This is a genomic window from Helicobacter sp. 11S02629-2, assembly GCF_002272875.1.
Lineage (GTDB): Bacteria > Campylobacterota > Campylobacteria > Campylobacterales > Helicobacteraceae > Helicobacter_I.
Window position 1 is genome coordinate 230,731 of sequence record NZ_MLAN01000002.1, and the last position, 22,183, is coordinate 252,913.

The 22,183-nt window shown below is 35.4% G+C and carries 25 protein-coding genes and 1 tRNA gene; 14 read left to right on the forward strand and 12 right to left on the reverse strand.

Features of this window, described 5'->3' with window-relative positions; all coding sequences use genetic code 11:
- Window positions 1-9: 9 nt before the first annotated feature.
- On the reverse strand, window positions 10-417 hold the full coding sequence (locus BKH40_RS02450; protein WP_095276645.1) for a prepilin peptidase: 408 nt from the start codon (window positions 415-417) through the stop codon (window positions 10-12).
- Between the two features lie 6 nt (window positions 418-423).
- Window positions 424-606, reverse strand: a complete 183-nt coding sequence (locus BKH40_RS02455) for a Flp family type IVb pilin (RefSeq protein WP_180675068.1) — start codon at window positions 604-606, stop codon at window positions 424-426.
- 270 nt (window positions 607-876) lie between these two features.
- Here BKH40_RS02455 and BKH40_RS02460 point away from each other — a divergent pair, with 270 nt between their 5' ends.
- The 10 genes from BKH40_RS02460 (at window position 877) to BKH40_RS02505 (ending at window position 9,186) form a co-directional block, all read left to right on the forward strand.
- Entirely contained in the window at window positions 877-1,752 is an 876-nt protein-coding gene (locus tag BKH40_RS02460; protein WP_095276650.1) for an aspartate carbamoyltransferase catalytic subunit, read from the forward strand.
- Between the two features lie 279 nt (window positions 1,753-2,031).
- Window positions 2,032-2,520, forward strand: a complete 489-nt coding sequence (locus BKH40_RS02465; protein WP_095276653.1) for a hypothetical protein — start codon at window positions 2,032-2,034, stop codon at window positions 2,518-2,520.
- Between the two features lie 60 nt (window positions 2,521-2,580).
- The gene (locus tag BKH40_RS02470) at window positions 2,581-2,826 is read left to right on the forward strand and encodes a NifU family protein (protein ID WP_095276655.1); all 246 of its coding nucleotides are present in this window, start codon (window positions 2,581-2,583) and stop codon (window positions 2,824-2,826) included.
- Window positions 2,827-3,459: a hypothetical protein gene (locus tag BKH40_RS02475; protein ID WP_095276658.1), complete on the forward strand. Its 633-nt coding sequence runs from the start codon at window positions 2,827-2,829 to the stop codon at window positions 3,457-3,459.
- A gap of 27 nt (window positions 3,460-3,486) precedes the next feature.
- Complete coding sequence (locus BKH40_RS02480; protein ID WP_095276660.1) at window positions 3,487-4,812, forward strand: UDP-N-acetylmuramoyl-L-alanyl-D-glutamate--2,6-diaminopimelate ligase; 1,326 nt, start codon at window positions 3,487-3,489, stop codon at window positions 4,810-4,812.
- A 71-nt stretch (window positions 4,813-4,883) separates the two neighbouring features.
- On the forward strand, window positions 4,884-5,609 hold the full coding sequence (locus BKH40_RS02485) for an amino acid ABC transporter permease (protein ID WP_095276662.1): 726 nt from the start codon (window positions 4,884-4,886) through the stop codon (window positions 5,607-5,609).
- Between the two features lie 4 nt (window positions 5,610-5,613).
- Window positions 5,614-6,345 (forward strand): amino acid ABC transporter ATP-binding protein, encoded by a 732-nt coding sequence (locus BKH40_RS02490; protein ID WP_095276738.1) that lies wholly within the window; start codon window positions 5,614-5,616, stop codon window positions 6,343-6,345.
- Window positions 6,346-6,356: 11 nt separating this feature from the next.
- Complete coding sequence (locus BKH40_RS02495) at window positions 6,357-7,118, forward strand: transporter substrate-binding domain-containing protein (protein WP_095276663.1); 762 nt, start codon at window positions 6,357-6,359, stop codon at window positions 7,116-7,118.
- 144 nt (window positions 7,119-7,262) lie between these two features.
- Entirely contained in the window at window positions 7,263-7,895 is a 633-nt protein-coding gene (locus BKH40_RS02500) for a glycosyltransferase family A protein (protein WP_257842480.1), read from the forward strand.
- Entirely contained in the window at window positions 7,855-9,186 is a 1,332-nt protein-coding gene (locus tag BKH40_RS02505; RefSeq protein ID WP_095276665.1) for a hypothetical protein, read from the forward strand. Before BKH40_RS02500 ends, BKH40_RS02505 begins: the two co-directional genes overlap by 41 nt.
- 135 nt (window positions 9,187-9,321) lie before the next feature.
- Here BKH40_RS02505 and BKH40_RS02510 read toward each other — a convergent pair whose 3' ends face one another.
- From BKH40_RS02510 to BKH40_RS02535, 6 genes are all read right to left on the reverse strand, one after another.
- Entirely contained in the window at window positions 9,322-10,014 is a 693-nt protein-coding gene (locus tag BKH40_RS02510; protein WP_095276666.1) for an OmpW family outer membrane protein, read from the reverse strand.
- 436 nt (window positions 10,015-10,450) lie between these two features.
- Window positions 10,451-11,137: a flagellar hook-length control protein FliK gene (locus BKH40_RS02515; protein ID WP_095276667.1), complete on the reverse strand. Its 687-nt coding sequence runs from the start codon at window positions 11,135-11,137 to the stop codon at window positions 10,451-10,453.
- Window positions 11,127-12,179, reverse strand: coding sequence for a hypothetical protein (locus BKH40_RS02520; protein ID WP_095276669.1), 1,053 nt, complete (start codon window positions 12,177-12,179; stop codon window positions 11,127-11,129). The genes BKH40_RS02515 and BKH40_RS02520 overlap by 11 nt, the downstream gene beginning before the upstream one ends.
- A 79-nt stretch (window positions 12,180-12,258) precedes the next feature.
- Window positions 12,259-14,001 (reverse strand): DUF4105 domain-containing protein, encoded by a 1,743-nt coding sequence (locus tag BKH40_RS02525; protein WP_180675070.1) that lies wholly within the window; start codon window positions 13,999-14,001, stop codon window positions 12,259-12,261.
- 5 nt (window positions 14,002-14,006) lie between these two features.
- Window positions 14,007-14,474 (reverse strand): hypothetical protein, encoded by a 468-nt coding sequence (locus BKH40_RS02530; RefSeq protein WP_095276672.1) that lies wholly within the window; start codon window positions 14,472-14,474, stop codon window positions 14,007-14,009.
- Window positions 14,475-14,833: 359 nt separating this feature from the next.
- Window positions 14,834-14,918, reverse strand: a tRNA-Leu gene (locus BKH40_RS02535).
- Between the two features lie 194 nt (window positions 14,919-15,112).
- Here BKH40_RS02535 and BKH40_RS02540 point away from each other — a divergent pair.
- The 4 genes from BKH40_RS02540 to BKH40_RS02555 are packed head-to-tail and all read left to right on the forward strand — an operon-like array spanning window position 15,113 to window position 18,993.
- Window positions 15,113-15,472, forward strand: a complete 360-nt coding sequence (locus tag BKH40_RS02540; RefSeq protein WP_180675072.1) for a chaperone NapD — start codon at window positions 15,113-15,115, stop codon at window positions 15,470-15,472.
- Between the two features lie 9 nt (window positions 15,473-15,481).
- Complete coding sequence (gene polA / locus BKH40_RS02545) at window positions 15,482-18,181, forward strand: DNA polymerase I (RefSeq protein ID WP_095276676.1); 2,700 nt, start codon at window positions 15,482-15,484, stop codon at window positions 18,179-18,181.
- 5 nt (window positions 18,182-18,186) lie between these two features.
- Entirely contained in the window at window positions 18,187-18,570 is a 384-nt protein-coding gene (locus tag BKH40_RS02550; RefSeq protein ID WP_095276742.1) for a GtrA family protein, read from the forward strand.
- Window positions 18,571-18,582: 12 nt separating this feature from the next.
- The gene (locus BKH40_RS02555) at window positions 18,583-18,993 is read left to right on the forward strand and encodes a hypothetical protein (RefSeq protein WP_095276677.1); all 411 of its coding nucleotides are present in this window, start codon (window positions 18,583-18,585) and stop codon (window positions 18,991-18,993) included.
- Window positions 18,994-19,175: 182 nt separating this feature from the next.
- On the opposite strand, the gene BKH40_RS02560 is transcribed toward BKH40_RS02555, so the two are convergent.
- From BKH40_RS02560 to BKH40_RS02575, 4 genes are all read right to left on the reverse strand, one after another.
- Window positions 19,176-19,571: a hypothetical protein gene (locus tag BKH40_RS02560; RefSeq protein ID WP_095276679.1), complete on the reverse strand. Its 396-nt coding sequence runs from the start codon at window positions 19,569-19,571 to the stop codon at window positions 19,176-19,178.
- Window positions 19,572-19,946: 375 nt separating this feature from the next.
- A complete protein-coding gene (locus BKH40_RS02565) occupies window positions 19,947-20,324 on the reverse strand; it encodes a chemotaxis response regulator CheY (protein ID WP_095276680.1) in 378 nt (125 codons plus the stop codon).
- Between the two features lie 52 nt (window positions 20,325-20,376).
- Window positions 20,377-21,087 (reverse strand): 1-(5-phosphoribosyl)-5-[(5-phosphoribosylamino)methylideneamino]imidazole-4-carboxamide isomerase, encoded by a 711-nt coding sequence (hisA, locus tag BKH40_RS02570; RefSeq protein ID WP_095276682.1) that lies wholly within the window; start codon window positions 21,085-21,087, stop codon window positions 20,377-20,379.
- 33 nt (window positions 21,088-21,120) lie between these two features.
- Window positions 21,121-22,170, reverse strand: coding sequence for an alanine racemase (locus tag BKH40_RS02575; protein ID WP_095276683.1), 1,050 nt, complete (start codon window positions 22,168-22,170; stop codon window positions 21,121-21,123).
- Between the last annotated feature and the right edge of the window lie 13 nt (window positions 22,171-22,183).

Consider the following 22,183-nt stretch of genomic DNA (forward strand, 5'->3'; position numbering starts at 1 on the left):
AAACCTTTCTTAATTCATATAAATTAAAACTACAAAAAAACTAATTGCTATTGCCACGCCGTAAGGTACTCCACTTTTTCTACAATTAAAAATAATAATTATTATTGCTAAAAGAGCCCCAAGCAAAGACATAAGCAGTAAAAAACCACTTATAGAATCGTTTTTAACCAAAAGGATTAGCACGCTTAAAAGCTTGACATCACCTGCTCCTATGATGCTAAACCTATAAAGTAAAAGACCTATCGCAAAACTTATGATGCAAGCTATATAATTTAGCTTTAGTCCAAATATAAGATAGCCTGCTAGTACCAAGGCTAGACAGAGGAGTACTTCTATGTTGCCTATACGTCTAAATCTAATATCTGTGTAAGCGATATATGCTAAAACACAAGAAAAAATCCCAATGTAAACTATCAAAGAGGGCTATTTAGTACCTGCTTGCTGTTGTGTAGCACCTAAACCATCAGTTATAGCTTTAAAAGAAGCTTTTATCTTATTTATGATTCCATCTTCTCCACCACTTCCTAGCACAACAAAAAGCATGGCAGATATCGCAACAGCAATTAGTGCATACTCTATGGCAGTAACTCCTTTTTTCTCACTCATGAATCCTTGGAAGAAAACATAAGCTTTAATAAAAATCATATTAGAAAATCTAAACATATAAAACTCCATAAAAGTGAATTAAACTTAACAGTCTGTATTATACATAAAATAATCATAAATATAAAAATTATTCTTATTTTTGAAAAAGTCTATAAAAGTCTAAAAAGCAAGAATCTAAAATCGCACTAAAATCAAGCCATGCCTTTTATCAAAAGTCCTAAGATAAGATAAAATACCACATCTAACTAGTAGACGCATAAAGGGGCTTAAGTGAGACACTTGATACAAACCACAGACCTAGATAACAGCGAAGTACTTAACATCCTTGACCTTGCTAAAGGCTTTAAGACCTCCCATTCAGAGTCGCTTAAAAATAAACGTTTTATAACTATATTTTTTGAAAATTCAACTAGAACTTTAAGCAGCTTTGAGATAGCTATCAAAAATCTTAAAGGTGATGTTATAAGACTAGATATAGCATCTAGTTCTACTTCAAAGGGCGAGACTATAGCAGATACTGCAGCAAACCTTGATGCTATGAATCCTCACGCCATCATAGTTAGACACAAAAGTGCAGGGGCTACTAACTTTTTAAAAGACTACGTTAAGTGCCCTATAGTTAATGGTGGTGATGGTGCCCACGCCCATCCAACCCAAGCCCTCTTAGATCTCTTTACTATACAAAACCACTTTGGTGGGATTGATAAGCTAAGGGGTAAAAAGATAGCTATAGTTGGGGATATAAAAAACTCAAGGGTTGCAAACAGTGACATGGAGCTTTTAACTCGCTTTGGCATGGATATAACCCTAGTGGCCCCACCTCACTTTTTAACCAATACTAACTTTAAATACAGCTACAACTTAGAAGACGTGATAGATAAAGTAGATGTTTTAATGAGCCTTAGAACTCAAACTGAAAGGCATAACCTCCAAACTTATGGAAGCTTAAAAGACTACGCACACCGCTTTTGTATAACTAAAGACTTAGTGGGAGATAGAGATATCATCTTACTTCATCCAGGTCCAGTACATAGAAACATAGACATAGATGATGAGATGCTAGAAGATAAGAGATGTAAGGTCTTAGAGCAAGTTGAAAATGGCGTCTTAGTAAGAATGGCGGTTATGCAGTTTTTATGTGCTTAAAAGCTAAAAGCTTAAATCTTTGCCATGCTAGGCTTAATGCAAGTTTGGTAATGATAAGAAAGCAGATTCTATTAAAGCAGATTCTACAAAGTAGAATCTAAAAATAAATGGCTACCATATCAACCTTTAATCTCCTAGCACACAACTAGCATTTTTATCATAAACTAGAAATAACTTTAGTTTCTAGAAAGACTAAGTCTAATAAGGCATCTTCTAACTAACCTTAATCTTTATTGTAAAATACACCTAAGGTTCATATATCTAAGTTAAAGGCCATGTTTGAAGTCTCTTTTAGCCCTTATACTAGTTTTGTTTTTAACAGGCTGCCAGTCTTACTTTGAGCTTACAAAAGGCAAAAGCCTAAACATCCAAAGGGTCGCCCAAGAAACTAGGACTAGTATATTTTCAAGCACAACTAAGCCTATAGTCATAGTTAAGATGACCCATCTTAACAACTTAGGCAATATATTTTTTCAAAATGAAGAGTACTTTTTCTTAAACATCACAACTTTTAACAAAGAAGTCTTTTATCCTTACTTTATGAGTTTGAGTTTAAATGGAACTAGGCCTTTGTGGATGAGGGAAGTAAAAAATGGCGAGTTAGATAGTGACTTGATCTTTGACTCTGGGTACTCTAGGGGCTTTTTAGTAGCCTTCCCACTAGTATCAAGTGGTGAGAAGAGAAATATAAAAGTAAGCCTTGAGATAAGTGGCTATAAATCTATCACTTTTGACTTTGGATATCCAATCATAAGGAGCACGATATAAGTTAACCAAAAGACATTAAGATAGACACATGTCTTAAAGAGTATCATAAAGGAGTAGTTCATGTTTCCTTTTAGCGATGAAGAGCTAGTCTTCCCAGTTGAGGCAAGTATAGAGCGTATAAGACCTATGTTATTAAGAGATAAGGGTAATATAGAGCTTATAAAGATAGAAGATGCTACTGTGTATGTTAGATTCCTTGGAGCTTGTCAAGGTTGCCCAAGTATCAATATAACACTTAGAAATGGAGTGCTTAGAGCACTTCAAACTGATATACACCCTGATATCAAAGTTGTAAGGTTGGATTAAATGGTGGAATCTAAAATAGTAAATATCAAACCTAATGACCTAGCAAGCAGTGCTAAAAAACGCATCCTTCAAAACAAAGCTAGCAAGGCCTTTTTGGCATCTGAGTTTGGCAAAGCTTTTAGTCTTTATGAGCGGGCTTTTTGGCTGGATGAAGACGACTTAGAATCTAGGATAGGCCTTTTGCTTTCAGACATAGGCGAAAACTACGAGACAGAGGCTTTAAGCATCTATGACTTATATAAAAATATGATAACACTTAGTCAAAGAAAGTATAGACGCGAGATTCAAAAAGGTGTGTTAAAGCTTATAGAAAACTTCGATGAAAACATACTTAATAACTCAAGTGCTAATGTTATAAAAAAGCAAGTTTTAGAAACCCAAGGGACAGTTCCTTACTCTGATATAGAAGCCTTGCTTGAAAACGGTAGGTTTAATGATGGCTTTTTAGGCATCATGTTTTCAAGTAAGATAGTGTTTTCTACTAAAGAAGAGTTTTATAGCTTTTTAAGACTGCTAGTAAAAAACGACTATCTTGATATGTCAACTAAGTATATAGATAGCCTTCCTTATGTAGATGAAGAAGTCCTTAAGATAATGGATGAGATAAGCTTAAAAGAAAAGGGTAACAAGTAGTTAGGACACAAAACCAAAGGAGAGAGGATGATAAAAGTTTTTAAAGGGGTAAGCTTTAGTGATGATACAAGAGACTTAGAAAAAGGCATAGATATCTTTGTGGAGACTTTGCATAATAAGCCTTTTTTAGATTCCATAGATAAGGGTAACTATAAAACTAAGTTTATAGAATCTAAGCACTTAAAAGACTACTTTAAAACTGATATGAAAATAGTTGGTATAACTGGGACTAATGGCAAGACTACAACAGCAAGTGCTATCTACTCTACCTTATTAGACCTAGGCTATAAGTGTGCACTTCTTGGCACTAGGGGCTTTTTTATGAACGATAAAAAGATAAGACCAAAAGGGCTTACAACGCCTAGTCTTTTAGACCTCTATGAAGATATAGACTTAGCTTGCGAGGAAGGCTGTAAGTACTTTGTGATGGAAGTAAGCTCTCACGCCATAGTGCAAGATAGAATCTCTTCTTTAGAGTTTGCTTTAAAAGCTATAACTAATATAACTAGTGACCACCTAGACTTTCATAAGACGCTTGAAAACTACATAGAAGCTAAGCTTAGCTTTTTTAAAGATGATGAGGTTTTAAAGGTTATAAATCTTGATGATGCTAAAGTTGCAAGGCTAAGGTTTTATAAAGATACTTACTCTTATGCTTTAGAATCTAAGGCTACTTTTAAAGTTAACGCCTACTCTTTAACTAATGGTATAGATGCCCAAGTCTCTTTTACTTTGCCAGATAAAACACAAGAAGATGCCTTTTTGGAATCTAGCCTTTATGGCGTGCATAATCTTTATAATGCCCTCTGTGCTCTCTCTTGTGTAAAACTTCTTACTAAAAAGCCCCTGCAAGCACTCTGTGATGCATTAAGTGGATTTGGAGGCGTAAGTGGTAGGGCTGAAGTAGTTAGCACTAAGCCTTTAGTAATAGTTGACTTTGCCCATACTCAAGATGGCATGTTAAAGATGTTTGAAAGTTTTAAAGGCAGGCCAATCCATGTAGTCTTTGGTGCAGGAGGCGATAGAGATAAGACCAAAAGGCCTTTAATGGGCAAAGTCGCTAAGGCTTATGCAACTAAGATCTATGTCACTTCTGATAATCCACGAAGCGAAGACCCAGAGCTAATCATAAAAGACATACTTAGCGGTATGGATGACCTAAGTAACGTATATGTGAACAAAGATAGAGAAGCTGCCATCAAGCAAGCCATAGCTGAGCTAGATGAAAAGTGTGTACTTTTGATACTTGGAAAAGGCGATGAAGAAGGGCAAATATTTAAAAACGAGACTTTGCCTTTCAGCGATAAAGAATGTGTTAAAAAAATACTCACTAATATATCTACTACTAACTAAAAGTTACACTACTAAGGCAAAGTTTTAAAAATAAGATACAATCATTACAGGTTCTAGCAAAGGGTTTGTTGATGAAATTAAAGTATGACAATGTCGAAACTTACTTAAAGGTCATAGTGTTTTTTTTAATAGTTGGCTTTGGGGCTTACTTCACTTTTCCTTATCAGATAGGAACTGATGACAGGATAGCTTACCTTCAAAGCTTTGGTATGACTTTATCTCTTACCATCTCGGGGATAGTTATAGGTCTAGTAGTAGGATTTATCCTAGCTTTTATTAGGCTTTTAAAAAATAGAGTCTTAAACTTCATAATAGATGAGTACATAGACATCATAAGAGGCACTCCTATCATCTTGCAGCTTATGATCTTTGCTTACATCATCCTAGCGGCATTTAGAGATAACTACTACGCAGCCATCATCGCTTTAGGACTAAACTCTTCAGCATATATAGCAGAGATAGTAAGAAGTGGGATAAGTGCTATAGATAGAGGGCAGCTAGAAGCGGCTAGGGCTATGGGGCTAGGTTTTAGCGCTTCTATGTTTAAGATAGTCTTCCCTCAAGTTATAAAAAACATCATCCCAGCCCTTTCAAATGAGATAATATCTCTTTTTAAAGAAACCTCTATAGTTGGGTACATTAGCATCATGGATTTAACCATGAAGAGTAATAGTCTTCAAAGCGTTATATATAATCCAACCCCTTTAATCTTTGCAGGGGTTATCTACTATGCTTGTGTGAAGATTTTTAGCGTGTTAGTAAAACTATTAGAAAGAAGGCTTAATAGAAATGACTGATGTGATGATTGAAGTTAAGAATCTTTATAAAAACTATGGCAGCGTAATAGTTCTAAACAATATAAGTGTAGATATAAACAAAGGCGATGTAGTAGCTATCATTGGCCCTAGTGGTGGGGGAAAAAGTACTTTTTTAAGATGTCTAAACTTACTTGAAACTCCAACTAGTGGACATATAAAAATGGGTGGAGTAGATATCTTAGACCCTAAGACTAATATTAATAAGGTTAGGCAAAGGGCTAGTATGGTCTTTCAGCACTTTAATCTTTTTGCTAATAAAACAGTTTTACAAAATCTTACCTTAGCGCCCCTTCATCTAAAGCTTTATAAGTCTAAAGAAGAGTGCTTAGATAAAGCTTATAGTTTGCTTGAAAAAGTAGGCTTAAAAGATAAGGCTGATGTATTGCCTCATAAACTTAGTGGAGGGCAAAAACAGCGTATAGCTATAGCTAGGTCGCTATGTATGAATCCAGATGTTATACTTTTTGATGAGCCTACTTCAGCCTTAGACCCTGAGATGGTAGGTGAAGTCTTAGGCATGGTTAATGACGTGGCAAAAGAGGGCATAACCATGCTAGTAGTAACACACGAGATGGGTTTTGCTAAAAATGTCGCAAGTCGTGTTTTTTTTATGGACCAAGGTCATATAGCCCATGATGAAAGTCCTGATGTTATATTTACAAATCCAAAAAGCGATAGATTAAAAGAGTTTTTAAATAAAGTTTTAAATCATTAAAAGGAGTTTATATGTTTAAGAGTGCTAAAAAGATAGTTTTTGCTTTGGTTGTAGGTGCTTTTTTAGTCGCCTGTAGCAGCGGTAGCCATGAGGGCAAAGAAAAGTCTGTGGCCATAGGTGTTAACGCTACTTATCCACCCTTTGAGTACATCGAAGATGCTAAGTATAAAGGCTATGATATAGATTTGATGGATGAGATAGCAAAGCGTGCTGACTTTAAATTCCAGTGGGTTAATATGAGCTATGATGGTCTTATACCAGCTTTAAAAACTGGCAAAGTAGACCTAACTATATCTTCTATGAATATAACTCCAGATAGACTAAAGTCAGTTGACTTTTCTCATCCTTACTTTGTAGACCAAAACGTCTTTATTAAACGTAAAGATTCTGATGATATCACTACTTTAGAATCACTAAAGGGCAAAAAGATAGGATCATATCTAGGCACCCAGCAAGAAGAAAGGGCTATGGAAGTGGCTAAGCAAGTAGGCGGAACTGAAGTAAGTTTTAAAGACGTGCTAGGAGCAGTGCTTAGCTTAAATACTAATAAGATAGATGCTGTTGTAACTGATGGGGCTACTGCGACTAACTACTTAAAGCAGTATCCTAACTTAGTAAGATTCTATACAGAAAATAGTGCAGGTGAAGGCTTTGGTATAGCTGCTGATAAAGGTAAGCATAAAGAGCTTATGGAAAGAATTAATAAGGCTATAGATTCTATGAAAGAAGATGGCACTTTGGAATCTTTAGCTAAAAAGTATGGCTTGAAGTAGGCTTGCTTTAGTTTTAAAGATATCTATCATTTCTAGCTTAAAACTTATATCCTTAGGATCAAAATAAGCTAGAATACACACATTTGCTAGATCACTACTTTATATGTTTTAAAAAAACTTATATGAAATAAAAAAGGCTAGGTTGTGAGTGAAACTTTGAGAGAGTTAGTTGATATGCAGCATGAGATAAAAAAAGACCCCTTAGTCTCAGTCATCATTCCTATTTATAATGTAGAAAAGTATCTATCTACTGCTTTAGATTCTGTTATAAATCAAACTTATAAAAATCTAGACATTATATTAGTAGTTGATGGAGGTAGTGATAAAAGCTTAGATATAGCTTTAGACTATGCTAAAAAAGATAAAAGAATATTCTTAGTAGAAAAGCTTAATGGAGGACTAAGCACAGCTAGAAATCTTGGCACTGAACTAGTTAAAAACTCTTCTTTAAGAAAAGCCCTAAGTTCTATAAAAGAGACCGCTATAAAAGAGACTACTATAAACGAAGCAAACATAAAAGAGAGTGCTATAAGAGAAGTAAATGCAAAAGAAGCAGATATAAAAGAAGATTCTATAAATAAAGAATCTTTAATCAAAAATCTTAAAAAAGATTCTATACATTTATCAAACTTAGACTACTCTTTTAGCCAGCCAGCCAGCCAGCCAGCCAGCCAGCCAGCCATCCGTGCGCGCCAGCTCAGCCAGTTCAATCAACCAATCAAATCAAATCAAATTTATGCATGGGCATTCAAACTCATGCGCCTACCCACGCACTAACTATAAAGCATCTCTTAATACACTCTTTCCAAAAAAGACTTTCTTTAGTAATGCCCCTTATAGCCTAGCCTTCTATCAAAGTAGTAATCTTTTCTTTCCAACTAAAACTAACTACTTTATACAAAACCTAAGTTTAGATTTTAAAACACTTAAAGATTCTTACATAATAGGAAGCTTTAGTAAAAAAGAACTCTATAACTTAGAAACCTTACATAAAAGCTTTATTAAACCAAGTCTTACTTCTTTTTTAAACCTAACTCCAAAGACACCAAGCCCTAATCTTTTAAAGTGCTTTAGCTATGATAAAAGAGGCTTTTTTAGATTTAATCAAACTGATATAACTTATCTTTTATGTCAAAGCCTTCCAAAAGATCAGTTTATACACTACTTTGATAGTGATGACTATATGCAAAAAGACTGTATACAAACTTGTATAAAAGCCCTTAGTAAAGATACTGAAGTGGTAGTGCATGATAACTTTGTATTTTTAGATGGTATGCCAGTAGAGGCAAAAAGAGGACATCTTAGGGCTAAGTATTTTCCCTCTCAGTTGTATCCAGCTTTTAAAAATAGAAAGGTTAATGGTGATGGATTATATAAACTTGCAAGTAAAGCTCAGCTAAACTTTGGCTGGCATGGACTTATAAGTAATGCTTACTTAAATAAAATCTCACTTCGCTTTACTCCTTCTCTTGACATGGAAGACCTTAACTTTGGGATGATACTACTTGCAAAGGCAAGACATATAAAAGCTTTGATAGATAAGCTTATAGCTTACCGTGTGAGGGATGATTCTATATTTAACTATAAAGCTAGAGCTAAGATAACTTTGCCTAAATCTCTTAGCTATCTTAGACCTTATTTTAAAAAAGACATAGATGTAAGAGCTTACTTTAATATATTTTGTCATTTTTTTGCAGCATTTGATTCTTACTTAAGTCTGCGTAAGTTTAAAGGGCTAAGTAAAGAGGCCTTATATCTTTTTGAACAACAGCTAATCTTCATGCTAAAAGATATGATGTACACTGCTTTGATGCAAGGCTTTAAGCACCAAGACCCACTAGATATAACAAGCATCATATTTAAGCTAGGCTTCTTGATAGAGTATAAAGACTTAGATGTTAATACTAAATATCTTTTAAGGCTAAAAGGGAGATATAACTTTAAGGGTAAGGCTTTAATATATGGAATCAAGACTTTGAAAAAAGGCAAGCAGATATCTTATAGCTCTGCAAGGATGGTTTATATAGTCCTTGGCATTAGGGCTTTAAGAAGGAAGTATAGACACTAAGCTCTATGGAATCTAAAATAGATTCCATATGTAACAAAAGTATAAAAGGACTAAGTCTCCTAAATAAAGCTTAGGCTTTTTAAAAAGGAAGCATATATCTTTTTTAATAGTTTCTAAGCAAACTACTTATACTAACTAGAATATATAGCTATAGCCTGCTTGGATGATATAGTTGTTTAGAGTTGCTGTTGTGCCATCATCTCCAGTAGGTAAGGCTGTTTTAGCTTCCCCATTTGTAGGTTTAATACTTGTGCTAACTAGAGGGATCTTAGCCCCTAGCTTTATAGTTTGATGTTTTCCTAAGTTCATACTTACACCTATATTAAAAGGTAAAGCAAAGCTGTTGCCAAGATATGTAGCGGTAAGACTGCCGCCCTCTCCACCAGCTATAAAGTTTGTAAAAAAGTTTGACCAACCAACTCCTAAACCTACATAAGCCCCAAGCTTATCATTTAAGTTATAAAAATAGTCAACATTTGCAACTAATAGGTTGTTAAAGTTCACCACCGTAAGTGCTCCACTAGCACCGTTAGTAACACTTCCAGGAATGGTTTTATGAGCAAAGCTATTAGAGAAGTTATAGCTTAGATAGTATCTTAGTCCCATGCTAGGGAGAAACTCTTGTTGGTATCCCACATCTAGTCCTAGCATATAGCCAGCACCCGTTTTTGGCGCAAGATCATTAGCTTGAATAAAAATATTACTATATGTTGTGCTAGTGATTGAAATCCCAGCATTAGCCCCTACAAACACACCGCTTTTAGCATAGCTTGTAGAGCTTAGTGCTACTGCTAAACATACCGCTCCTAGTAGGATTTTCTTTTTCATGAATTGATTCCTTATGCAAAATATTATTAGAAGTTAAACCTAGGTTTAAAAACTTAAGCCTATGTTTAAGCTCGCGAAAAGTACTCTATTCAAAAAAAAAAAAAAACACAAGGGCAAAGCCCTAAAAAAGATAGAATGCTTATTTTTGTAACAATATGAAACTAAAAGTTTATGAAAATTAGTGCTTTTGAGATTTATTGTTAATAAATCTTGATAGTAAATGTATTTTGGTTAGTGGTAAGTTTACCAAAAAGGGCTTTAAGATTTGGCGGATAAAATAGATTCTATTAAAGATGTAGATCTTTTAATGTTAGATTACCATGTCAAAAAAGTATAGATTTCTCTTCTAGCGTCAAGACAAGATAACGCTTCATATCAAAAGGTTGATAGTCCTCTTCCTAACGTGGTAGAGAAGAGGAAGAAAAAAGCTTATGCTTTAAGCATAGTTAGGCAAGATTATCTCAAGGCTTGCTTCTTGAAGCTTAGAGGCGTCTTTAGTCTCTTCAAGTGGTGCAGGTGGTATAGGTGTGCCACTATCTTGCATGTTTTGCTGACCATTTTGACTATTTTGATTATGCTGGCTAAAGTTTAGATCAAGGTTGTTAAACCCTATCTGCATTAAGTTTGCCCTTAAGTCTTGCTGGTTTTGCATAAACATAGTCATAACACTTTGACTTGAAGTGATATTAACACTTAAATCTTTTCCCTTTTTAGAGATACTCATCTGTACACTTCCAAGGCTTGCTGGGTTAAGCTCTAGGTTGATTTTAGTGATAGGTGGTTTATAGTTTAAGACCTGCTCTCTAAACTGGGAAGCGAAGTTTTTAACCATCTCTCTAGCTTGGGCGTTTTTAAACTCTACTTCACTTCTTGGCGTGTTAGTCACTCCTTGAGTATCCATAGCATCTTTTTTCTCAGCTACTTTTTTATCATCCATCTTAGTTAGCTTATCAAGGTCGCTAGTACTTAGCGTCTTAAGAAAGGTCTTAAAACTATCATCGCTTTTATTGATTCCAAGCTCTTTTAAAAGCATAGCTGGAAGTTTTAGCCCCTCATCTCCGTCAATCTTAGCTTGCTTATCTTCAAGCCAAGCACTATATAGTCTTAGTAGCTTAGGGCTCATCCTTTAAAGAGACTGCTGGAGGGACGTCTTTTAGACTATCTAGCGTGTTTTGTATCTGGATGTTTTTTAGCTGAGACTTCATAGCGTCTTTGTTGCTAGCTAGTTTTTCTATACCATCTTCACCAACTATGTCTTTTAACTCTTTTAAAAACTCAGCCTGCATGGCTTCGTTTCTAAGCTTAGGGTCTGCTATCTCTTTTGGAAGTTTAGCTCCTCTTGCTATGACTGCTACTTCATCGCCACCATCTTTTTTGTAAGTTAGTGCATCTGCAGCGTTAGCCTTTTCTCTTTTAGCTACTTCTTCAGGGCTATATTTTTGTAAAAGCTCTGCTAAGGCTTTATTTTTTTTAGCTTGCTCAGGAGTTATGTCTTTTGCATTTTGAAGAGTGCTTGCGACTTTTGCACCCTTGTCTTTTAGGGCTAGATCAAGGGCTTCTTTAGTGTCTTTTGCTTCTTTTGTATCTTTGCCTTCTTCAGTAGTCAAAGTAGCCTTGCCCATATTTAGATTCTTAGAATCTGCTTCTTTTTTGACATCAGCCATAGTTTTATCCATAGCTTCTTTACTTGCTACTTTTGTGTCTTTTTCGCTTACTTCTTTAGCTAGCTCGCCTGTGCTTTTAGCGTCTACTTTGGTATCTTTAGTATCATTTAGTGCCTTTGTTAGAGGAGTAGTATCATCTACTTTTTTAGCTTGAGTAGTTAGAGGGTTAGCCTCTTTGTGCATTGCATCTTGCTCTTTAGACTCTTTTGCTTCTTTTTCTTTTATTTCTTTTTCTTTGGCTATCTCTTCTTCTTTTTTAGCCCTGCTTTCTTTGTCGACTTCTTTTTTGTTGGCTTCAGTAGTTACTTGGTGATTATCTTGTGTTTCTTTTGGCTTTTCTGCACTTTTAGATTCCATGTCTGCGGGCTTGTTTTCAGCCTTTTGCATCTGTTTGTTTAAGGCTTCGTTAAACTCGCCAGGTGCAGGACTAGCACCTTGTGGTTGTGGCTGTTGTGAATTGACATTTTGTACTGCTTGCATGCTTGATATATCTGCTACCATAACTAACCTCTAAATGATTATTAATAGCTAGTAACATGCAATTTCCGTGCCAAAAAGCAGCTAAAGTTATAAGATCATCCTAAAAGTTGACGCTAAAACCTACTCTAAAAGTTAAAGTCTTATCTTGGTCATATCTTATACGCATCTTGCTAGCTATAGGTTTAAAAAGTGACATATAGTAGCTTGCCTCACCAAAGATATCTAAGCTTTTATAAAGGTTAAATGCAAAAAATACATTAGCCTTATTATCATAGCCCCTATTATTGCTTACAAAGTCTCCATATACGTTATAGCTAGCTATAAGCCTTGCGTACTTAAAGCGCCATACAAGGGCAGTATTAAGCCTTAAATAGGCGTTATTAATAGTGTCATATCTATAGCCAATTATGCCTTGTGTGTAAAAAACTAAGTCTGCTAGATAAAAGCCAGTGCCAAGACCTGCTTCTAGTGTTGGGTAGATTTTAGAGCTAGTATCTAGTGTCTTAGAGTAGCTAGCCCCTACTTTGTGATATAAGTTATCTTCAAACCTTATAGATACATACTTTGAGATACTTTTAGTTCTAACTATATCAGGTATAGCATTTAGCGTTATAAGCTCTATCCTTGAAAGATAGGGCTTATTTAGCCTTAAGTTAAACTTCCCCTCAAGGCTTACTAGCCTACTTTCACTAAGGTCTTTATAGGAGTTATCTACATTTCTTATATCGCTATAAACTGGTGCAAAGTAAAAAGCTAAAGTGTCGTTGTTTTCTAGGCTTAGTGCAAACTTTGTGCTTTTGCGTAGGTTTAAGATGTCATTTTCCCCATACTTCTCTGTGAACTTCACTTTATTAGGGCTTAGGCTTACTTCATCTAAGCTAAGCTTATCTTTTAGCCCTTGGATGTGTTCAAGTGGAGTTATATAAGGCTTATCTTTTTTAACCCATAACTTAGAATCTAAAACTCGTAAAACTGCATTTAAGCCATCAGCACAGTTATGGGTTATAAAACTATAGTGTATCCATACATTTCTAAGCTCAAAAAGATGGAGTTTGAAAAACTCTAGCTGCTCTTTTGAAGCATCTATCTTATAGCTATAGACGCTTCTTTGCTGATTATCAAGATAGTCGCTTTTTGCACTATCAAATGGAGAAAGCCCAAAAGTACCCTTCATATTGCCTAAGACTGCTTTTAAGTAATCAGCTGGATTAAAACTATCGCCCATTAAGGCAAAGTAGCCTAGTGCGTACTGCCTTAGTGTGTCTTTTTTAAGATCTAGGCCATCTAGTTTTACGTCTTTTTTTAACTTGCCTTGCAGTCTTAAGAAGCTATGTCCCATACTAGAGCCGGGTAATATATCACTTTCTGCAGCAAACTCTATATATACAGAATCTATAGGCACTATGTTTAAAAAGTCTTGTAAGTCTTTGCAGTTTTCTTGATAGCTTAATACGTCTTTATCTAAGCTTTCATCATCTAGTGCTTTAGTTATAAAGTAAGTTCTAGCAGGGTAGCGACACAAAGCAGTGCTATTAAAATCTTTTATATCATTAGCTTTAAAGTCTTTTAGATTTTTAAATATCTCTTTTACAAAGACGTCATATTCTGCTTTTGGGCTTTTGTAGCCTTGCTTGCTTAGAAAAAAGTTTGATTTTTTATTTATAGCTGAGTTGCTTCCATCATAGTGGAGGAGATTCTTCCAAGTATCAGCGTTATAAAGCCTTTTTTCTTGGAGTGTGTGCTCTAAAGACTCGTAGTTACTAGTGTCTGTGCTAGCAGGGCTAGTGCCTGCAGCGTAGATAAAAAGACAAGAGCTTATAAGCCCTAGTGCTATGCGTTTCAAAGTGACTATTTAGAATCTGGTTTAGCTGTGCTACCTTTTGCTGGTGCTATAGGGGCAGCTTCTACTTTACAACCATCTATCCTTTGTACTGGAACTGTAAAGTTTGGATTTGTATAAGACCACATAGCTCCTGTGCTAGCATCAGTTGAACTTCCAAAGAAAACACCAGCAGTACTTATAAGGTTTCCAAAAAACCATCCACTAACTTTATTTTTCCCAGCAACATTTAAGCTAGTGTCTTTATAGCATGCATTATCAGCATGAAGTACTTTTATCTCAGCCCCACTTCTACGGCTAAGAGGTATGGTAGCTGGCAAAGTTACTTTTTTAGAGCCTATAGTAGCTACTACTTTCTCTCCTGTGCTTGTAGTGATTGCGACTTTTTGTTTTGTGCCATTACTAATAGTTGCGCATCCACTTGCTACTAGGGCTACTAGGACTATTCCACCATATTTAAGTGTGTTCTTTATCATGTTTCTCCATTTAATGTTTTTCTTCTTACCTTTATAAGCAAAAATTAAGATTAATTCTATTCTGTTTTTTTTTTTTTTGATTAAGCGAAACTTAAATTTGTTAAATAAGTGCAAAAATGCATACATTTATTTGAATATATGGCAAATATGATGATTTTCTTTGGTGCTTTTTTTACATTTAGTAACATACTTTATCCAGGATATAGGCACTAGGTTAGCTTTAACTTTAACATAGCTATATTGAAAAAAGTGACCTTAAGTCTAGCATGCTTGGTAAATTAAAAAATAAGAGATTCTAAAAAATTAAGGGACTTTAAAAAGCAAGAGATTTTAAAAAAAAGGGGGTATTTTAAAAAAAGTGGTGCGGAAAAGAGGACTTGAACCTCCATGCCTTGCGGCGCCAGATCCTAAGTCTGGTGCGTCTGCCAGTTTCGCCATTTCCGCGTTTTGTAATAGCTAAAAAAAGACCCAAATACTAACAGTTTGAAACTTAAACTTAGCTAAATAAGTATCTGTTTTATTAAAGATTAGCACTAAAAGCTAGTGCGGCTTAAGATTTTGCAAGTGTAGTAATGTTAGAATTGACAACCTATAAGGCTTGCTTACAAACATGCCTTCTTGCAAGGAGAGCTTACATAATGGAAACCATATCAAGCGTTATAGTACGCACTAAAGAAGACTATCTAGAAAGCCTAGCTAGCGAGTTAGAAAAGATAGAAAACCTAGAAGTTGGTATAAAAGAAAAAGATACCATAATCATCTTGCTTACTACAAAAACTACAGAAGAGCAAATCGCTATATTTCAAAAAGTGCAAGGACTAAAAGGGGTGATGGACATCCAGATGCACTATAGTTATAGCGATGAGCTAGATTTAAGTGATAACGTGGACTTTAAAGACGTGCTAGAAGACATCAATCAAGAAAAAGACGCTAAGTCTATAAGCTACAGCGGTCATATGCATAAAGTCACAGATTCTAAAAAGCCTAAGCGTAGTTAAAGACACACCATGAAAAAGATAATCCTAATAGATACTTTTGGCTTTTTTTTCAAAAGTTACTATGCCATACCTAAGCTAGTCAACAAAGATGGCTTTCCTACTGGCTTACTAACTGGCTTTGCGAACTTGCTAAACAATATATTTAAAGATGAAGAAAGCTACACCATCTTTGCTTTGGAATCTAAAAGCCGCCTTTTAAGAAAAGAGCTATTCCCTGAGTATAAGGCTAATAGAAAAGAAGCACCACAAGACTTAAAAGAGCAGCTTAGCGTAGCTATAGAGTGGATAGGCAAGATGGACTTAAACCTAGCACAAGCTGAAGGATATGAGGCAGATGACGTCATAGCAAGCCTTGCTAGTAGCTACTCCAAAAAAGGTCATAAGGTAGAAATAGTAAGCAGTGATAAAGACCTCTATCAGCTAATCACAGATGACATCTACTTATATGACCCAACTAAAAAGATAGATATACACCAAAAAGAGTGCTTTGAGAAGTTTAAAGTAACCCCAGATGAGTTTATAACCTATCAAAGCATAGTAGGCGATAGCAGTGATAATATCCCGGGTATAAAAGGCATAGGGCCTACAGGAGCTTTGAAGATCTTAGAAAAGTTTAAAAGCTTAGAAGAGCTTTATGCATGCAACGATTTAGAATCTATCTTTGGTAAAAGAACTGCTAGCTTGATAGCTGAAGGGAAAGACACAGCCTTTTTAAGTAGAGAGCTAGTTACTTTAAAAAAAGACTTAGAGCTGCACTTAGAGCTAAAACATACGCCTAATCCTCTCTTAAAGATAAAAGATGAGCTTATAAAGTACGATTTAAAAAAAGTACTACAAACTATAGAAAAAACTCAAAGCACACCCATAAAAGCACAAAAAGTAAGTGAAAGCCTTTTTAGCGAAGATAGCTTGGAATCTAGCACGCCTAAACCTAAAAGCCCTTCAAGTTTTGTCTTAAAAACTAAGCTTATCTTAGAAGAAAGCGAGCTTTTTAGTCTTTTAGATTCTATCCCTATAACTATGCCTATAGCTTTTGATATAGAAACAACCGGGCTTAATGTAAGAGAAGATGTGCTAGTAGGCTTTAGCTTTGCAACTAGTGATATAGGCTACTATGTGCCTTATAAGCACTCTTACTTAGGTGTGCCAGCACAGATATCAAAAGAGGCCTTGCTAAGGGCACTAAAAACTATCTTTGCCCATCCATTAATTGGCCATAATCTCAAGTTTGACTTAGAAGTTATAGAATCTAACTTTAAGCTAGTTTATGAAGGCGTAGTTCAAGATTCTATGATACTAGCTTGGCTGCTTGACCCTGCTGGGTATGTTGGGTTAGATGCGTGTATGCTTCGTTACTTTAATCATGAGATGATAAAGTTTGAAAGCCTTTTTAACAAAAAGTCTAAAGATAAAAACTTTTCTACCATAGAGGTGACTGAAGCAAGCAGCTATGCAGGTGAAGATGCACTAGCTACTTTAGTGCTTTTTAAGAAGCTAGCAAGTCTTTTAGAAAAGCCTCTTTTGGACTTAGCCTATACTTTAGAGTTTCCTTTTATAAAAACTATCATGAGTATGGAACAACTTGGAATCCATATTAATAAAGCCTACTTTCAAAAGTTTTTAGATGAGCTTAATGAAAGACTAAAAGTCTTAACTGAAAAGATACACGCCTTAAGCCCAACTCCTTTTAACATAAACTCTACAAAGCAACTAGGCGAGGTGCTTTACGTCCAGCTTGGGCTAAAAAGTACTAAAAAAACTAAGACTGGCTTTAGTACTGATGAAGAAAGCTTAAAAAGCCTGCTTGATGCCCATCCTATGATTCCTTATCTATTAGAATATAGAGAGCTAACTAAGCTAACTAGTACTTACTTAGAGCCTTTTTTAAGTGAGAAAACTTCAGTTATACACACTCAGTTTATACAAACTGGCACAGCAACTGGGCGTCTTGCAAGTAAAAATCCAAATCTACAAAACATCCCTGTTAAAACTGAGCTAGGACGCAAGATAAGAGAAGGCTTTGTAGCAAGAGAATCTAATAAGACGCTTTTAAGCCTAGACTACTCTCAAATAGAGCTTAGACTACTAGCCCACTTTAGCAAAGACCCAAGCCTAGTTAAAGCCTTCTTAGAAGGCAAAGATATACACTTTCAAAGTGCTATGCTTATCTTTGGCGAAGGAGAGGCTAAAGAAAAGCGTCATATCGCTAAAAGTATAAACTTTGGGCTGATTTATGGAATGGGGGCTAGGAGGCTTGCTAGTAACCTTGGCATAACTCAAGCTGAAGCTAAAGGCTATATAGAAAGCTACTTTGCAAAGTTCCCAACTGTTAAAAACTACCTTAATGGCTTAAAAGAAGAGATACTAGAAAAGGGCTACACTTATACTTTGCTAGGTAGAAAACGCTACTTTGACTTTAGTCATGCTAGTGAGTTTGAAAGGGCTAACTACCTAAGGGAGGGGGTTAATGCCCTCTTTCAAGGAAGTGCGGCTGACTTAATAAAACTAAGTATGAACAAGATTATAGAATCTAAACTAGAAGCTAGCATGCTTTTACAAATCCATGATGAGTTAGTCTTTGAAGTAGATAAAAGTAAGGCTTCTATAGTTGCTAAACATATCCAAGATATCATGAGTAATATCTACAAGCTAAGAGTGCCTCTTGTATGTAATGCCTCAATTGGTGAAAATTGGGCTATGTTGAAATAGTTTCTATGAATATAAAAGAACTTTTAAAGCATAAAGGACTTGGCTATCTTATACGCTACTTAATAGTTGGTGTTATAAACACCTTTGTAGGTTTTGGACTTATCTTTTTGCTAACCTATCTTAAGGTTAATCCCTACATTGCAAATATTATAGGCTACGTTGTTGGCATAGTTGTTTCTTATATATTAAATAGCTTTTTTACTTTTAAGAAAAAGGCTAACTTTTTTGTCTTTGTAATATCTATGGGCATAGCGTGGCTTGCAAATATTATAATGCTAAAAGTTGCTTTAGAGTTAGGTGTAAATGTCTACATAGCCCAAGTGCTAGCGGGCATAGTTTATGTTGTAGTGGGTTTTGGACTAAGTAAGCTAGTAGTTTTTAAAGTATAAAGGGGATATAAAATGTATGGAGCGTATTTTTACTTCACAAGCTGGCTGATATCTGCTTTTATGCTTATACCAGTTATCATCTTTGGGATAGTTTACTATGCTTTTTTAAGCTCTTCATCCACACCTAAAGAACAGACCTTAAAAGACTTTCATGAAGTTAGTGGGGGCATACATAGTAAAGAGGACTTGGAATCTTTGCTAAGTGTGTTTAGGTCTAAGTATGTGCGCTATGATGAACATCATATAGACTTGTGGTTAGAAAGTGTAACTAGCCTTGCTAAGTCTCCTTACTGGGACACAGACGCAGTAGCCCTTTTTGGACAAGAGCTAGAAAACAAAAACCCCGGTCATAAAAAAGTGATAGCTAATACTATCTCAGCTGCCTTAAAGATGAAAGAAACCGCTGCTAATGCTAAAGTGTAGATAAGTGCTTTTTTGATTTATAAGCGATTATTTTTATAGCTAGTTATTTTGTGATTTGATAGTAAAAAAAGCATATGGTTGTTGACGTGTGGCAATCTTTACTCTATCATGTTCTAGAAAGTATGTAGTAGGTAGGGCAATTATATATTTTAGTTTCTATCCCAAAACTTTTTTCATTCTCACTAATTGCTGCCTATACAAAATGATTTATAAAGCCTAATCACTTCTTTATCACTTTCTAAGACTATAGTGCATATATCATCTATGGTGCTTTTTTCTATACTATCAAGATGTATCCCGCAGTTTACCTCTACGCTTACTTTTAAGCTTTGAGAAAGACTAAGGGCAAGCTTTTCTGAAAGCAGGGCTTCTTTGTGAGTTGGAATCTCTATAGTTTTTACTTCTATATCTTTAGTCTTTGGATTTAAAAAAGCTAGGCTTGAAGCACCTATATGAGGTTTATCGCCACCATAGATGCTTAAGCTTAGATCCTTCCCACAAAGCAGGGCTTTAAAAGTTATGATAAAAGTCCTATCTTTGCTTTTACAAGTTTTTATAAAGCTAAAACTATCTTTCATAAGTAGCCTTTCTTTTGGAATCTTAAAGTTTGGTGAATACTATCTTAGCTAATAAGTTTATGGGCGCTGCATTTAGGGATTACATTAGAGGAAGTGGAGAGTAAGATCTTTTATTTAAAGACTTGTGTGGTGATGTTTATGGCGATAAGACTATTTAGTAATTAGCTTAGGAAGGGTGATTATGCCATTACACATATGTGATTTTAAAAAAGTAAGCCACAAAATTAGGGCTTACTAAGATAAGAAAATCAAAAAAAGAGATTAAGTGTAAAAAGCGGGGGTAAGGCTTATAAGGCTAAGTGATAGATTGGGTTTCCTCTTCTTGCTTTGAAAGGGGACTAATAATCTTTTAGATTAGTGTTTATAACTAAGCTTTTATCCTTCATGTATGCCAAGTACTACTTCAAGCTTTTCTTTTAAGACTTGTGGAGTAAAAGGCTTAACTATGTAGTTGTTAACGCCAGCTTTAAGTGCTGCTATAACTTCTGTTTTTCCACCTTCTGTAGTTACCATAATGATGGGAATGTTTTTATACTTTGGCTCAGCTCTAACTTTTTTGACAAGCTCTAAGCCGTTCATCTCAGGCATATTCCAGTCTGTTATTAAGACTTGTATGCCATCTACCGTGGAGAGCTGATTCCAAGCGTCAGCTCCGTGCTCTGCCTCTAAAATATCCTCATATCCTAGTCTTTGGAGAGTGTTTTTTATAATTCTTCTCATTGTAGAACTATCATCAACTATTAGCAATTTCAACAGCCACTCCTATATGTATGGTTTTGTTTGAATTGTATCATATTTACATTACCTAAATGATACTCTTTAGATCTATAGTGCCCTCATAAAATGCCCTACCTACTATAACTCCACCTACTTCTTCACACTCTACTAGCTTTTCTATATCGCTTTTATCTTTAAAGCCGCCACTTGCTATGGTAAAGATTCCACTTTTATTAGCTATAGCTTTGGTGTAGTCTAGGTTTATACCACTTAATAAGCCATCTTTACTAACATCAGTGCAGATGATAGCTTCTACTTTAGAGCCTTTAAAAAGGCTAGCAAAGTCTAGGGCAGAAGTAGTGCTAGTCTCTATCCAACCATGCGTTGCCACTTTATTATCTTTTGCATCTATGCCTATGGCTACGGGGTATTTTTCTGCCATCTTTTTGGCAAAGTCTGGGTCTTTTTGTGCTACTGAGCCTAGTATCACCCTTGAGACACCTAGGTCAATATAGCGTTTTATGGAATCTTCATCCCTTATCCCCCCGCCAACTTGCACTTTTAGCTTGGTCTCTTTGACTATGTCTTTTATAGTTTCAAGATTAGTCACTTTCCCACTAAAAGCTGCATCAAGATCTACTATATGCACCCACCTTGCATTAAAACTTTTAAAAATCTTGGCAAACTCCAAAGGGCTTCCATAAACTTTAGCGCTATTTTTTTCACCCTTGCTTAAACGCACCGCTTTGGAATCTAAAATATCAATAGCTGGAAATATCTCTAAAGGCACTTTTCGCATGTAAGTCTTCCTTACTTTTTTTGGTGTAGTTTATTAAATAATCTGTCGTGGTATGAAAGAAGAAAGCCTAGTTAAGACTTCATAAGGGATAGTATCAAAGGCCTCTGCTACACTTACTGCATTATCCATCACGCAGATACACTCTTCGCTTCCATAAGTTGAAAAGCAGTCCATAGAGCTTATAGGTAAGACTTCATTGCCATTTGGAAGAAGCAAGATTCTATTACCATTAGTCCTATAGAGCCCATCACCATAGCCTATATCATAAGTACTTACATCACAGATCTTTTTTATCTTAGTGATTCCGTTATAGCCTACCTTATCACCCTTGCTTAAAAGCTTAGTTGAGATCTTATGTGCATAAAGCTTTAAGATAGGTCTTAGCTTGCTAGCTAAAGTATGCATCAAATCAGCATAGCCATAAAGCCCCATGCCTATGCGCACTAAGTCATCATCATATCTTTTTGCCCTTAAAGTACAAGCTGTGTTAAATGAATGAAAGCGTGGCAGCTTAAAGCCTTGCTTTTTACTTAAGTAAGCTACTTCTTCTTTGACTTCATTAAACTTTTTTACTTCTAGATTAAACTCATCTTCATCACTACAATCCCCATATCCATTATGTCCAAAAACACCTATAAGGTTTACTTTTTTACTAAGGATGGAATCTATGCACTTAGCTAGGTCTTTAGGCTCTATGCCATTTCTATTCATACCTATGTTTACTTTAAGTTCTACGTTTAAGTCGCTTATATCGCCTATGGAGGATTCTATCTTGGCTAGATTATCAAGGCTGTGGAGGGTTGTGTAGATGTTTTTTATCTTTTCTTTTGGAAGACCATAAAAGAAAGTAACGTTTTCAAAGCTAGAGGCTATAAGCTTAGCTTCTGTGAAGTTTTTGACAAAGACGTTTTTTATACCAGCTTTTTGGGCTAGCAAACTCATCTCTTGCAGTCCATGTCCGTAGGCGTTGTCTTTTAAGACTATGCCTACTTCTGCTTTACTGTTAGATATGTTTTTTACATGGGTTTTAAACAATTCTAAATTATGTCTAAAATCACCTTCATTTAATGTTATTAAAGACATCTAGAATCTTAAT